This is a genomic window from Bradyrhizobium diazoefficiens (assembly GCF_016616235.1).
Classification (GTDB): Bacteria; Pseudomonadota; Alphaproteobacteria; order Rhizobiales; family Xanthobacteraceae; genus Bradyrhizobium; species Bradyrhizobium diazoefficiens_H.
On the sequence record NZ_CP067100.1, the window covers coordinates 535,838 to 549,878 of the forward strand.

13 protein-coding genes are annotated in these 14,041 nt (G+C 65.4%); 1 reads left to right on the forward strand and 12 read right to left on the reverse strand.

The genetic code is table 11. From position 1 onward, the window contains the following. Positions 1-89: 89 nt before the first annotated feature. From JJB99_RS02525 to proB, 10 genes are all read right to left on the reverse strand, one after another. Positions 90-590 carry an RNA pyrophosphohydrolase gene (locus JJB99_RS02525; protein WP_200497243.1) on the reverse strand — a complete coding sequence of 167 codons (501 nt, stop codon included), beginning with the start codon at positions 588-590 and terminating at the stop codon, positions 90-92. 116 nt (positions 591-706) lie between these two features. Then, on the reverse strand, positions 707-1,210 hold the full coding sequence (locus JJB99_RS02530; RefSeq protein WP_200497244.1) for an RNA pyrophosphohydrolase: 504 nt from the start codon (positions 1,208-1,210) through the stop codon (positions 707-709). Between the two features lie 77 nt (positions 1,211-1,287). Continuing rightward, a complete protein-coding gene (locus JJB99_RS02535) occupies positions 1,288-2,517 on the reverse strand; it encodes a divergent polysaccharide deacetylase family protein (protein WP_200497245.1) in 1,230 nt (409 codons plus the stop codon). 155 nt (positions 2,518-2,672) lie between these two features. Further along, on the reverse strand, positions 2,673-4,031 hold the full coding sequence (locus tag JJB99_RS02540) for a S41 family peptidase (RefSeq protein WP_200497246.1): 1,359 nt from the start codon (positions 4,029-4,031) through the stop codon (positions 2,673-2,675). After that, entirely contained in the window at positions 4,028-5,377 is a 1,350-nt protein-coding gene (locus tag JJB99_RS02545; RefSeq protein ID WP_200497247.1) for a murein hydrolase activator EnvC family protein, read from the reverse strand. Before JJB99_RS02545 ends, JJB99_RS02540 begins: the two co-directional genes overlap by 4 nt. 33 nt (positions 5,378-5,410) lie before the next feature. Next, positions 5,411-5,893, reverse strand: a complete 483-nt coding sequence (gene rlmH, locus JJB99_RS02550) for a 23S rRNA (pseudouridine(1915)-N(3))-methyltransferase RlmH (RefSeq protein WP_200497248.1) — start codon at positions 5,891-5,893, stop codon at positions 5,411-5,413. Between the two features lie 94 nt (positions 5,894-5,987). Next, positions 5,988-6,344 (reverse strand): ribosome silencing factor, encoded by a 357-nt coding sequence (gene rsfS, locus JJB99_RS02555; protein WP_200497249.1) that lies wholly within the window; start codon positions 6,342-6,344, stop codon positions 5,988-5,990. A gap of 220 nt (positions 6,345-6,564) precedes the next feature. Then, entirely contained in the window at positions 6,565-7,209 is a 645-nt protein-coding gene (locus JJB99_RS02560; RefSeq protein ID WP_200497250.1) for a nicotinate-nucleotide adenylyltransferase, read from the reverse strand. 16 nt (positions 7,210-7,225) lie between these two features. Beyond that, positions 7,226-8,521: a glutamate-5-semialdehyde dehydrogenase gene (locus JJB99_RS02565; protein WP_200497251.1), complete on the reverse strand. Its 1,296-nt coding sequence runs from the start codon at positions 8,519-8,521 to the stop codon at positions 7,226-7,228. A 203-nt stretch (positions 8,522-8,724) separates the two neighbouring features. Continuing rightward, complete coding sequence (gene proB / locus JJB99_RS02570) at positions 8,725-9,846, reverse strand: glutamate 5-kinase (RefSeq protein WP_200497252.1); 1,122 nt, start codon at positions 9,844-9,846, stop codon at positions 8,725-8,727. A 182-nt stretch (positions 9,847-10,028) separates the two neighbouring features. On the opposite strand from proB, the gene JJB99_RS02575 reads away from it, so the two are divergent. Continuing rightward, complete coding sequence (locus tag JJB99_RS02575; protein WP_200497253.1) at positions 10,029-10,994, forward strand: Bug family tripartite tricarboxylate transporter substrate binding protein; 966 nt, start codon at positions 10,029-10,031, stop codon at positions 10,992-10,994. Between the two features lie 187 nt (positions 10,995-11,181). Here JJB99_RS02575 and JJB99_RS02580 read toward each other — a convergent pair whose 3' ends face one another. Continuing rightward, positions 11,182-12,816 carry an alkaline phosphatase family protein gene (locus JJB99_RS02580; protein WP_200497254.1) on the reverse strand — a complete coding sequence of 545 codons (1,635 nt, stop codon included), beginning with the start codon at positions 12,814-12,816 and terminating at the stop codon, positions 11,182-11,184. A 96-nt stretch (positions 12,817-12,912) separates the two neighbouring features. Next, positions 12,913-13,953, reverse strand: coding sequence for a GTPase ObgE (obgE, locus tag JJB99_RS02585; protein ID WP_200497255.1), 1,041 nt, complete (start codon positions 13,951-13,953; stop codon positions 12,913-12,915). Positions 13,954-14,041 lie beyond the last annotated feature (88 nt).

A 14,041-nucleotide genomic window follows, 5' to 3' on the forward strand; every position in this document is an offset into this window, starting at 1 on the left:
GGTGCGCCTCTCACGCGTAAATCACCGCCCGAAAATCTTCTAATGATTTCAAGCCCCGCTCTACTGTGCATGGGGTTGTTTTCGCGAGTTTAATTTCCGAACGCCGCAAACTCTCGCGCCACCGCGCGATAGACCTCGCGGCGGAACGGCACCACGAGGTCGTCGACGCGATCGAGCCGCTCCCAGCGCCAGGCATCGAATTCCGCGGGCTGACCATTTTGCGGCGTCAGCGGATCGATCTCGTCGTCGCGGCCGGTGAAGCGCAGCGCGAACCACTTTTGGCGCTGGCCGCGGAATTTTGCGAGGCGATGCGTCTGCGGTCCGTCATAGGGCGGAAATTCGTAGGTGAACCAGTCGGTCTCGCCGAGATAGTCGGCACTGACGACGTTGGTCTCCTCCCAGAGCTCGCGCATCGCTGCGTCGCGCAGGTTCTCGCCCGCGTCGACGCCGCCCTGCGGCATCTGCCAGTCGAGGCCCGGCAGGATGATCTCGGGCCCGTCGCCCTTGAAGCGGTGGCCGATCAGCACGCGGCCGTCGGCATTGAAGAGGGCGATCCCGACGTTGGGACGGTAGGGTTTGTGGTCAGTCACTTGCAAATGTCTCACGTCGTCATTCCGGGGCGATGCGAAGCATCGAACCTGGAATCTCGAGGTCCCGGGTTTGATGCTGCGCATCGTCCCGGGACGACAAGAAGGAAATGGGATTACTATCCCGCCAGCGCGGAAAATTCCTGCACCACGCGCTCGTAGACCGGGCGCTTGAACGGGATGATCAGCTCGGGCAGGTTCTTCATCGGCTCCCAGCGCCAGCTGACGAATTCGGCCTTGTGGCCGCCGCCGCCGGGCTTCTCGACATTGATCTCGCTGTCCTTGCCGGTGAAACGCACCGCGAACCATTTCTGGCGCTGGCCGCGATAGCGGCCCTTCCAAGCGCGCCCCGCCACCGTGCGCGGGATGTCGTAGATCAGCCAGTCCTCGACTTCGCCGAGCCGCTCGACCGAGCGCACGCTGGTTTCCTCATAGAGCTCGCGCTTGGCGGCTTGCCAGGTGTCCTCGCCGGGATCGACGCCGCCTTGTGGCATCTGCCAGACATGGCTGTCGTCGACATGCTCGATGCCGCCGGCGCGGCGGCCGATGAACACCAGTCCCTTTGGGTTGATCAGCATCACGCCGACGCAGGTCCGGTAGGGCAGATCCTCGTAACGCGCCATTCCGCCAGACCTCTCGCATGCTGTCGGTCCGGCTTGAGCGGGCCCCCACAGGACTCGCGCCGTACCAATTCGTTGATTTAGCTGGATTTTGATTTCAGCATCGCGGTTGTCAATGGCACCAAAAGGATACCCCGGTCGCCCAACGTCCTGGTCCAGGCACTGACGCGCTCGATCGAGACGGGCAGGGCCGAGGCGGTGCCGATTGCGGCGCCGCGCTCCCGCGCCGTCGCTTCCAGCTTGTTGAGGGCGCGGTCGATCTCGGTCGGGGTCGGCACCACGTCGATCGCGATGTCGCCCTTGCCGAACGGCATCGCCTGACTCGCGGCGGCCTGGGGCGCGATGCTGCGCGGCGAGGAACCGTCGTCGAAGAAGCCGAGGCCGCGCTTGGCGGCTTCGCGGATGATCGGCTGCATCGCCGGCTCGGTTGCGACGAATCGCGCACCCATGAAATTGGTGATGCCGGCATAGCCCTGCATCCGGCTGAGGTGCCAGTACAGGCGGTCCATGTTCTGGTCGATGGTGAGCGAGGTCAGCAGCGTCTGCGGCCCGGGATCGTTGTCCGGGAAATCGTAGGGCTCCATCGGGATCTGGAGGAAGATCTCGTGGCGCTGGGCGCGGGCGCGTTCGGCGAGCTTGCCGGGATCGGCGCCATAAGGCGTGAAGGCCAGCGTCACCGCGGGCGGCAGCTTCATGATGGCGTCGGTGGTTTTTGCCGCACCGACGCCGAGGCCGCCGATCACGATCGCAACCACCGGCATCTTGGCGGCCTTGGCGCGGTCGGCCTCCGCCGCGTAGACGTTGAAGGGCTTTAGGTCGCCGGCGGCCACGGGGATCATGCCGTAGCGCGACTTCTCCAGCAGCTTGGGGTCGATCCCGGCCATGACGGGCGGCGGTGCGGACGCGGCGGCCGCCTCGCTCTTGCCTGCCGCCTCGCCGCCGCCGATCACGACGTCGTGGCGCGCGCCGGTGGAGCCGTCGATCATGGTGACGGTTTTCTGTTCGCCCGGCTGCTTCGGCGCCTCCTGGGTCTCGTGCTTGCTCGGCTGCCCCTGCTCCTGGCCGGAGGCGGCCGGCTTCTCGTCTGTCGTCTTGACGGTGTCCTTGGGCTGGCGGATCGCGATCCGCGTCATCGGCTCGCCGCCGAGCGGATCTTTGTTGAAGATGGCGAAGCCGGCAAAGGTGACGAGGAACAGGCCGAGCATGACGGCCAGCAGCTGCATGGCCGTGAACGGCAGCCGCAGCCGCCGTTTCCGGCGCGGCTTGTCCTGTCCGAGCGGGGCGCTCAGATCATCGGCCGTTTCTGTCATGCGAGATCCCGAATCACTCACCCCGACGATACCACGCCGGGGTCAAGTGGCGGCAGGCCGGGATAGGCCGGGGACTGACGAGTTCCAAGCAAAAAGGGCGGCCCGAAGAGCCGCCCTTTTCTTTAGATCTTCACTAGATCGCTTGATGCGCCGACTTAGTTCGCCGCTTTGGGCTTGTCGGCGGTCGCCTTGTTGTCGTTGCCCGGCGTCGGTGCCGCGGAGGCGCTGTTCTTGATGCCGTGGAGCAGGTCGTCGGCGAGCTTGAGCGCCTTGTCGTCCTTGGCGTCCGGTGGAACGTAGGACTGCGAGCCGGTCTTCTCGTCGCCGTCGTTCTTCAGGTGACCGCGCAGCGACGCCTCGCCCTTGGTGTCGGTGCGCGACTTCAGCTCGTCCGGCACGTCCTGCAGCACTTCGATGTCGGGAACGATGCCCTTGGCCTGGATCGACTTGCCCGACGGCGTGTAGTAGCGCGCCGTGGTTAGACGCAGCGCGCCGTTGCCGCTTCCGAGCGGGATGATGGTCTGCACCGAGCCCTTGCCGAACGAGCGCGTGCCGACGATGGTCGCGCGCTTGTGGTCCTGCAGCGCGCCGGCGACGATCTCCGACGCCGAGGCCGAGCCGCCGTTGATCAGAACGATGACCGGCTTGCCCTTGGTGAGGTCGCCCGCATGCGCGGTGCGGCGCTGGGTCTCCTCGGCATTGCGGCCGCGGGTCGAGACGATCTCGCCCTTCTCCAGGAACGAGTCGGATACCGTCACAGCTTCCTCGAGCAGGCCGCCCGGATTGTTGCGCAGGTCGATGATGTAGCCCTTGAGCTTGTCGCCGATCTGACCAGAGAGGTTGGCGACCTCGCGCTTCAGGCCTTCGGTGGTCTGCTCGTTGAAGGTGGTGATGCGGATATAGGCGATGTCGTCGGCCTCGACGCGCGCGCGCACCGAGCGGACGCGGATGTTGTCGCGCACCAGCGTGACATCGATCGGGTTGTCCTGACCCTTGCGGATGATCTTGAGCTTGATCTTGGTGTTGACCGGGCCGCGCATCTTCTCGACCGCCTGGTTCAGGGTCAGGCCCTGCACCGCCTCGTCATCGAGATTGGTGATGATGTCGTTGGCCATGACGCCGGCGCGCGAGGCGGGGGTGTCGTCGATCGGCGAGACCACCTTGATCAGGCCGTCTTCCATCGTGACCTCGATGCCGAGACCGCCGAACTCACCGCGGGTCTGCACCTGCATGTCGCGGAAGCTCTTGGCGTCCATGTAGCTCGAATGCGGATCGAGGCCGGTGAGCATGCCGCTGATGGCCGATTCGATCAGCTTGGTGTCGTCGGGCTTCTCGACATAGTCGGAACGCACGCGCTCGAAGACGTCGCCGAACAAATTGAGCTGGCGATAGGTGTCCGCGGTCGCGGCTCGCGCGCTGGAGCCCATGAACACCGCGCGCGGCTGGGTCACGAACAGCGTCAGCGCCGCACCGGTGGCCGCGCTGAGGAGAATAACTGAAGTCTTGCGCATCATCCGCGAACCTTCTCGCCTTCATTTGCGGCCCACCATGGGCCTGGATCGATTGGAGTGCCGTCTTTGCGGAACTCGACATACAGCACAGGTTGACTCGCGTTCGTGGCGAGAATGGAGGCGACTTGAGAGGTCGACCCCATGGTCGCGACCGGCTCCCCCGTGAGCACAAACTGTCCGATGTTGACCGAAATGCGCTCCATCCCGGCGATCAGGACATGATACCCGCCCCCGGCATTGAGGATCAAGAGTTGTCCATAGCTGCGGAACGGGCCGGAATAGACCACCCAGCCGTCACACGGCGTTGTGACCTGGGAGCCGGGCTTGGTGGCCAGGGAAATGCCCTTCTGTACCCCGCCGACCCCGTCGGAACCGCCAAAGTCTCTGATCTTGTTACCGTTAACCGGAAGCGGCAGGAGGCCCTTGGCGGCCGCAAAGGCAATCGCCGGGGTGGTCCGGGAGCGGTCCTTGAACGCGGCCGGGCCCGAATTGATGTTGGCGCTGGCGGCCGCCTTGGCCTCGGCCTGCCTTGCAGCCTCGGCCGCCTTCTCGGCGGCCTTGGCTGCGCTCTGCAGGTCCTGCTCCATCCTGGTGATCAGTCCCTGGAGATCGCCGACCTGTTTCGAGAGCGCGATGGCGCGCGAGCTCTCGGCGTCCAGATCCTTTTCGCGCGCGGCCTGCTGGCGCTGCCGCTCGTCGACCAAGGCGGTGAGGCGGGCCTGGTCGCTCCTGACTCTGTCGCGGTCGGAGGCGAGCTGGTCACGTTCGCTCGCGATGTTCTTGCGCAAGGCGACGATCTCGCCGAGCTCGCCCGCGATCTTTTCCGCGCGGCCGCGCAAGTCCGGTACCACGGCGCCGAGCAGCATCGCGGTGCGCAATGATTGCAGCGCATCCTCGGGCCGCACCAGCAGCGCCGGCGGCGTGCGCCTGCCGGCGCGCTGCAGGGCCGCCAGCACCTCGACGATGTCGGCGCGGCGCGAATCGAGCGAGGCGCGCATCTGCTGCTCGCGGCCGTTCAGCGTCTTCAGCCGCGCTTCGGCCTCGTCGATCTTGGTCTCGACGGCGCGCACGTTGGCGGCGGTGTCGATCAGCTGCTGATTGAGCTGGGTGCGGTCCTGGCCGAGCAAGGTGATCTCGGCCTTGAGCTTGGCCTGAGCTTCTTCCGCGCTCTTCTGCCTTGCGCGCGCGGCCTCCAGCTCCTGCTCGCGCTGCTTGATGGCGTCCGGCGAGACCGCCGCGGTCTGCGGCGCCGGCGTTGCCGTCTGGGCTTGTGCGAAGCTTTCTTCGGCGAAGAGGCTTGCGCCGGCGCAGCTTGCGATCAGCAACAAATTGAGAATCGGCGCTCGCATCGCTTTAGGCAAAGGTGCTCGTTGTGGCGCGGATCACGCGCGGTGATAGGGGTGGCCGGCCAGAATGGTGGCGGCCCGGTAAAGCTGTTCCAGAAGCATGACGCGGACCATTTGGTGCGGCCAGGTCGCAGAGCCGAACGCGATCGCGAGCTTGGCCTTACGGCGTAATTCGGGCGAAAGTCCGTCCGCCCCTCCGATCACGAAGATAGTATGACCGGCCCCCTCGTCGCGCCAGCGCCCGAGATGCCGTGCGAATACGGTGGAGTCGAGATTTTGCCCGCGCTCGTCCAGCGCCACCAGGATCGACTTGTCCGGAATATGCGCGGAGATCGCCGCAGCCTCCTCGGCCATCCGCGTCGCGGCGTCGCGCGCCCGGCTTTCGGGAATGTCGTGGATGGCGAGCTCGCGGAATCCGAGCTTGCGGCCGGCCTCGTCGAACCGCTCGAAATAGCGGTCGGCAAGCTCCCGTTCGGGGCCCTGCTTCAGCCGGCCCACCGCAATGACAGCAACGCGCATGATGTTCAGAGTCGTGTTTTCGAGACCGCGCGCAGTTCGCGCGCGCACGACGCTAGCATGCGCGTCAGCCGATTCGAAATCGGCTCCAGTGAGCCTAGATCGCCTTCGCCGCCCCTGGGCCCTGCGTGTACAACCGCTCGAGGTTGTAGAACTCGCGGACTTCGGGTCTGAACACGTGCACGATCACATCGCCGGAATCAATCAGCACCCAGTCGCAATTGGGCAAGCCCTCGACATGGATGTTCTTGATGCCGTTTTCCTTGAGGCTCTTCGTGACGTTGTCCGCGATCGCGCCGACGTGCCGGTTCACCCGGCCGGTGGTGACGATCATGTAGTCGGAGTACGCCGATTTGCCGCGAAGGTCGATTGTGACCGTCTCTTCCGCCTTCATGTCCTCGAGGCGGGAGAGGATCAGGCTCAGCGTCTTGTCGGCGTCGGGTTGCGCCTGCAAGGCCGCTTGGGTCGATGTTTTACGCGTAGGCTTGGCAACCTTGGGTAAAACAGACTTTGTCGAAGCTGACTTGGACAATACAGATGTGGTCAGGGACCATTCCTTTCACTGTATCGCGAACGCCGAATCCAGCGCCCACTGGTTACACTACATCATGTGGGGTTAAGGGTTTCAATATGCCAGAGAGCCCGGAGCCCACACCCCATGTGCAAGGTCCGTCTCACTTGGTACCTTTCCAGCTCCCGTCCGGGTTCCGCAGGCCCGTCGAGGAGAGGTTCAACTTCAATCCGGTGAGGAAAACCCAGGCCGGGGCCGGCCGATCCGCAAGTAGGGCTGCCTTGTTCTCCGGCAGGCGATAGCGCGCGAGCGCCCTGGCGGCGGGAGAGGCGAGGGCACGAAAACTCTGCGGTGGGCGATCGATGACCGCAATCGGCACCTGGCCAGCGATGCGCCGCCAGTGCTGCCAACGGTGGAATTGAGCGAGATTGTCGGCGCCCATAATCCAGACAAAGCGCAAGCCCGAGAAGCGGCGGCGCAAGGTGTTGATCGTGTCGATAGTATAGCGGGTGCGAATGACGGATTCGAGACAGCTCACCTCGATCCGAGGATCATTAGCAACGTCGCGCGCGGCCTGCATGCGCTCGCCGAGTTCATGCAGGGTCCCGTTCTCCTTCAGCGGATTGCCGGGCGTCACCAGCCACCAGACGCGATCGAGTTGCAAGCGCCTCAAGGCGAACTGGCTGATCGCACGGTGCGCCTGATGCGGCGGATTGAACGAGCCGCCGAGCAGGCCGATGCGCATGCCCTCCGTGTGGGGCGGGACCGCTTGCGCTAAGAAGCGCGGCGCGACGAAATTGTTGCTCAATGCCCGCCCTGCGACTTTACGGCCGCGTCTGCCCGGTGCCGTGAACGCGATATTTGAAGCTCGTCAACTGCTCGGCGCCGACAGGGCCGCGGGCATGGAAGCGGCCGGTGGCGATGCCGATCTCGGCGCCGAAACCGAACTCGCCGCCATCGGCGAACTGCGTCGAGGCGTTGTGCAGCACGATCGCGGAATCGACCTCGCTGAGGAACTTTTTTGCCGGCGCCTCATCCGCGCTCACGATCGCATCGGTGTGATGCGAGCCGTGGGCCTGGATATGCGCGATCGCGCCGTCGACGCCGTCGACGACCTTCGCCGCGATGATCGCGTCGAGATATTCAGTGTCCCAATCGTCGTCGCTGGCAGGCTTGACGCGCGCGTCGGTGTTCTGCACGGCGTCGTCGCCGCGCACCTCGCAGCCGGCATCCAACAGCATCTCGACCAGCGGCTTCAGGTTCTTGCCGGCAGCGGCGCGATCGATCAGCAGCGTCTCGGCCGCGCCGCAGACGCCGGTGCGGCGCATTTTTGCGTTGAGCACGATCGACTTCGCCATGGCGAGGTCGGCGCTTGCATCGACATAGACGTGGTTGACGCCTTCGAGATGCGCGAACACCGGCACGCGCGCCTCCTGCTCGACGCGGGCGACGAGGCTTTTTCCCCCGCGCGGCACGATCACGTCGATCGCGCCCTTCAATCCGGACAACATCATGCCGACCGCCGCGCGGTCGCGCGTTGGCACCAGCGTGATGGCCGCTTCGGGCAGGCCCGCTTCGCGCAAGCCCTGGACGAGACATTCATGGATGGCGCGGCACGACCGGAAACTGTCGGAGCCGCCGCGCAGGATCACGGCATTGCCCGACTTCAGGCACAGCACGCCGGCATCCGCCGCAACATTGGGCCGGCTCTCGAAAATCACGCCGACCACGCCGAGCGGCACGCGCACGCGCTCGATGGTCATGCCGTTCGGCCGCTGCCAGCTCTCGATGACGACGCCGATGGGATCAGCGATGCCGCGCACGATGCCGATGCCCTCGGCCATGCCTTCGACGCGCGCCGGGGTCAGGGTCAGGCGGTCGATGAAGGAGGAGGTGGCATTGCCGGAGGCGCGGGCCTCGGCGACGTCCTCGGCATTGGCGGCAAGGATCGCCGCAGCGTTGCTGCGGATCGCCCGCTCCATGGCTTCCAGCGCCCGGTTCTTCTGCTCCGGCGGCGCCAGCGCCAGCACGCGCGCGGCCGCGCGGGCTTTGGCGGCGAGATCGGACATCAGCGCCTGGAGATCGGCATTGCCGTCAACGGCTTTGAGGGGGGCGGCCATGGGGGTCAAAACCTTCTGCTAAGGCGGTGTCCTAGCACGGAAATCCCGCTTTTGCGAAGGGCGGGCAGGGTATGGCTGGGCTTCGCGATAGGGGTCACCAGGACCGTTGGGCATGGCCGGGCTTGTCCCGGCTATCCACGCCCTCGCCGCGGAGTCGAAAGAACGTGGATGCCCGGGACAAGCCCGGGCATGACGGCCCAGCCTTACCCGCCCACCACCAGATCGTCGCGGTGGATCATCTCGGATCGCCCGCTGATGCCGAGGATGGCCACCACGTCCTTTGAGGAGCGACCCTTGATCCGTTCGGCGTCGTCCGCGTCGTAGGCGATCAGGCCGCGGCCGACCTCGCTGGTATCGGGACCGCGCACGATCACCGCATCGCCGCGGGCGAACTGGCCTTCGACCTTGATCACGCCTGCCGGCAGCAAGCTGGCGCCGGCGCGCAGTGCCGTTACAGCGCCGGCATCGATCGTCAGCGTGCCCTTCGGTTCCAGCGAGCCGGCGATCCAGCGTTTTCGCGAGGTGACGGGATTGGCGGGGGTCAGGAACCAGGTGCAGCGGCCGCCGTCGGCGATCGCCTGCAAGGGATGCTCGATCTTGCCGGAGGCGATCAGCATATGCGTGCCGCCTGTCGTCGCGATTTTGGCCGCCTCGACCTTGGTGCGCATGCCGCCGCGCGACAACTCGGACTCGGCGTCTCCCGCCACCGCTTCGATCTCCGACGAGATGCTCTCCACCACCGGGATCAGCTTGGCATTCGGGTTGTTCTTCGGCGGCGCGTCGTAGAGCCCGTCGATGTCGGACAGCAGCACCAGCAGATCGGCGCTCGCCATGGTGGCGACGCGCGCGGCGAGGCGGTCATTGTCGCCGTAGCGGATCTCGTTGGTGGCGACCGTGTCGTTCTCGTTGATCACTGGGATCGCGCGCCATTCCAGCAACTTGCCGATGGTGGAGCGAGCGTTGAGATAACGGCGGCGTTCCTCGGTGTCCTGGAGCGTCACCAGGATCTGTCCCGCGCCGATGCCGTGAGCGCCCAGCACCTCCGACCAGATCCGCGCCAGCGCGATCTGGCCGACCGCGGCGGCAGCCTGGCTCTCCTCCAGCTTCAGCGGGCCGCGCGGCAGCTTGAGCCGGCTGCGGCCGAGCGCGATCGAGCCGGAGGAGACGACGAGGACGTCGCGGCCTTCCTTGTGCAGTTTGGCCATGTCGTCGGCGAGCGCGGCGAGCCAGGACGCGCGCACCTCGCCCTTGTCGGAATCCACCAGCAGCGCGGAGCCGACTTTGACGACGATGCGGCGGAATTGACTGAGTTCGGGGCTGGCCATGATACTAGGGGACGAATTGCTCGGGAGACGGCGGAGCGGCAGGCGCTGATGAGGGCAGCTTTTGCAGCAGGACGATGGCCGGCGCAAGGCGGCCCGCACGGTAAACCGGCACCAATGTCGGCTTGTGTCGCGCGGCCGCCTGGCTCTAATTGCCGCCCACGATAATGGGCCGGAGGAAACGAATGGATCGCCGCGAATTCATCGCCGGATGTCTCGGGCTGCCGCTTTTGACGGAAACGGGTCGAGCACAAGCGCAGGCTGGGCTGACAAAAATCATCTTTCCGTTCGCGGCCGGAGCGGGCGGCGACACGCTGTGCCGGCTAATCGCGCAGGAAATGGCCCCGGTGCTGCAACGGACTATCGTAGTGGAAAACCGCACCGGCGGCGACGGTCTGATCGGCATCAAGGCGGTGAAGGGGGCGAGTGCCGACGGCAGCATGGTGCTGGTGACGACCGGGCCGACGATGTATCTGCTGCCGATGGTGGAGACGACGCCGAGCTTCGACTCGGCCAAGGATTTCATGCCGGTGTCGCTGCTGGCGCGCTTCGAATTCGCGCTCGTGGTCGGACCGGCGATGGATGCCGCCGACTTCAAGGGCTTTGTCGCCTGGCTGAAGGCGCATCCCGACACGACGTCGTTCGGGGTGCCAAGCAACGGCACCATCCCGCACTTCATGGGCTCCAAGCTCGAGAAGGATCTCGGCATTCCGCTGACCCGCGTGCCTTATCGCGGCAGCGCGCCGATGCTCAACGATCTCGTCGGCGGCCATACCTCGTTCGGCATCACGACATTGGCGGACGCGCTGCCGCAGCATCGCGCCAAGAGCGTGAAGATCATCGCGGTCGCGAGCGCGGCGCGGTCGCCGTTCGCCCCTGATGTTCCGACGCTGAAAGAGAGCGGCGTCGATCTCGTCGCGGACGCCTGGTACGGGATGTGGCTCCCGGCCGGCAGCCCGCCGGAATTCGCGAGCAAGCTGGGCGCCGCCGCGAGCGCTGCGCTCGCCAAGCCCGAGGTGAAGGAGAAGCTCACGGGAATCGGCCTGATCCCGATCGGGAGCAGCGCGGACGGATTGTCGAAGGAACTCGCCGCCAACACGGCATTCTGGCAGCCGATCGTGAAGGCGACGGGATACAAGATCGAGAATTGAGGTGTTCTCCCTCTCCCCGTTCTTACGGGGCCGCGACGAGCTTCGCTCGCGCTGAGAGGGTTGGGGTGAGGGGCTGGCTCGGCAAAGACACTGACAGTTGGACTCGCGGAGAGTCCCCCCCCCTCACCCGGAATTGCTCTCGCAAATTCCGGCCTCTCCCCGCAGGCGAGGAGAGGCAAAGAGCAACTCACATCTTCGCGCGCTGGGCGATGCCGTCCTTGATCGCCGCGAGCTCTTTCTCGTCCCAGATGCCGATCAAAATCCCACCCTTCACCTGCAGCTGGTTGTCGGCATAGTTCGCGATCTTCTCGCGCGGCGTGGTGATGTGGTCGTTCGGATGCAGCGCCCAGTCGAACAGCTCGGCCTGGAGCTTTGCGATGATGCCGGCGCACTCGGGGTCGTCGCCGCGATCGACATATTCCTGCGGATCGGTTTCGAGGTCGTACAGCATGGGGCGGAAGCCGGAGGCGTGGATGTATTTCCAGCGGCCGTCGAACACCATGAACAGGCGGCAGCGCTCGATCGGCTGATTCAGCTTCAGCCGCACGTCCTGCATCGCATAGTCGTATTCGGAGAACGCCACCTTGCGCCAGTCCGGCGGCGTCGGTCCCCGCAGCAGCGGCAGCAGCGAGCGCCCTTCGAGGATGTGGCCCGGCACCTTGCCGCCGAAATAATCGACGAAGGTCGGCGCCAGATCGATACCTTCCACCAGGGCGTCGCAGCGCGTGCCGCGCGTGGCATCGGCTTCCCTGGACGGATCGATGACGATCAGCGGGATCTTCGCGGATTGCTCGTGGAACAGGTCCTTCTCGCCCATCCAGTGATCGCCGAGATAGTCGCCATGATCGGAGGTGAACACGATCATGGTGGTGTCCGTGAGGCCGCGCGCCTCCAGGAATTTCATCAACACGCCCATCTGGTCGTCGATCTGGGTGATCAGGCCCATATAGGTCGGGATCACCTTCTCGCGGGCGTCGTCGCGCGCCATGTTGCGGGAGTAGCGCATGTCCATATAGGCGCCGAACACCGGATGCGGGCTCGAGCGCTCGCGCTCGGAGCGGATCACCGGAATCATGTCGTCCGTTGAATACATGCTCGCATAAGGCTCTGGCGCGATATAGGGCCAGTGCGGCTTGATGTAGGACAGATGCAGGCACCACGGGCGGCCGTCGGTCTCGGCCTCGGTGATGAAGTCCATCGCGCGCCGCGTCATGTAGGGCGTTTCGGAATGCTCCTCCGGCACGCGCGCGGCCTTGTCGGCGTGCACCAGCAGCCAGCCGTTCTGCAAGCTGCCGTCCTCCGCGGCCCCTGAATTGGCCCAGTGCTCCCAGGGGTTCGGCGCGTCAAAGCCCTGCTTTCGCAGATACTCATCGTATTTCGGCCGCGGCCTTCCGGTCGGATGCAGCCCGTCGTCGCGCTCGTAAGGTTCAAACCCGCATTCGGCGACGTGGACGCCGATCATCGATTCCGGCGGGATACCGAGCGCCTTCATGCCTTCCAGATCGGGCGCCATGTGGGTTTTGCCGACCAGCACATTGCGCACACCAATCTTCTTCAGGTGATCGCCGAGCGTGGGCTCGCCGACGCGCAGCGGCCAGCCATTCCAGTGCGAACCGTGCGAGCGCATGTAGCGTCCGGTATAGAACGACATCCGCGACGGCCCGCAGATCGGCGACTGCACATACGCCTTGGTGAAGAGCACGCCGCGCCTGGCCATGGCGTCGATGTTCGGCGTCTTCAGCGTCGGATGGCCGGTGCAGCCGAGATAATCATAGCGAAGCTGGTCGCACATGATCCAGAGAACGTTCTTCGCGCGCGCCATGCCTATCGCTCCATCTTCGTTTGCAGGACATTGCGCTATTGATAGTGCGAAGAAAACCTCTCCCGAAGGGAGAGGTGTTGAGAGAGCGCCGCCCTGCTACGCCGACCACGGCTCCGCTTCGGCTGCGCTCTTCGCCTTGGCAGACACCGGGGCCTCGCCGATCACCTCGACAAGCGCGCGGAGCGCTTCCTTGACGCCATCGCCGGTAATGCCTGAGAGCAGCAGCGGCGTCTTCTTGGCGGCGCGCTTCAAGCGGTCCTTCTGCTTCTTCAATTCGTCCGGCGCGACCGCGTCGATCTTGTTCAGCGCGACGATCTCGATCTTGTCGGTGAGCAGCCCGCCATAGGCATCGAGCTCCTTCCGCACCGTCTTGTAGGCCTTGCCGGCGTGCTCACAGGTTGCGTCGATCAGATGCAGCAGCACGCGGCAGCGCTCGACATGGCCGAGGAAGCGATCGCCGAGGCCGGTGCCTTCATGCGCGCCTTCGATCAGGCCGGGAATGTCGGCCAGCACGAATTCGCGGCCGTCGGCGTTCACGACGCCGAGCTGCGGATGCAGCGTGGTGAAGGGATAGTCGGCGATCTTCGGCCGCGCCGCGCTGACCTTGGACAGGAAGGTCGACTTGCCGGCGTTGGGCATGCCGACCAGGCCAGCATCCGCGATCAGCTTCAGGCGCAGCCAGATCCAGCGCTCCTCGCCGGGCTGGCCGGGATTGGCGTTGCGCGGCGCGCGGTTGGTCGAGGTTTTGAAATGCGCGTTGCCGAAGCCGCCATTGCCGCCCTCGGCGAGCACGAATTTCTCGCCGACATTGGTGAAGTCATGGATCAGGGTCTCGCGGTCCTCGTCGAAGATCTGCGTGCCCAAGGGGACCTTCAGAACGATGTTCTTGCCGTTGGCGCCGTGGCGGTCCGAGCCCGAGCCGTTCTCGCCCTTCTGGGCCTTGAAGTGCTGCTGGTAGCGGTAGTCGATCAGCGTGTTGAGACCGTCGGCGACCTCGATGATGACATTGCCGCCGCGGCCGCCATTGCCGCCGGAGGGACCGCCGAATTCGATGAACTTCTCGCGGCGGAACGCCACGCAGCCATTGCCGCCGTCACCGGAGCGGATATAGACCTTTGCTTCGTCAAGGAATTTCATGGGTCATAGGTAGGCCAGCCGGTCCCGCGCGGCAACCCGCCATGACCCGCAAATCCGCCGAATTTCCGCGAATTCCGGCCTTTGCTTA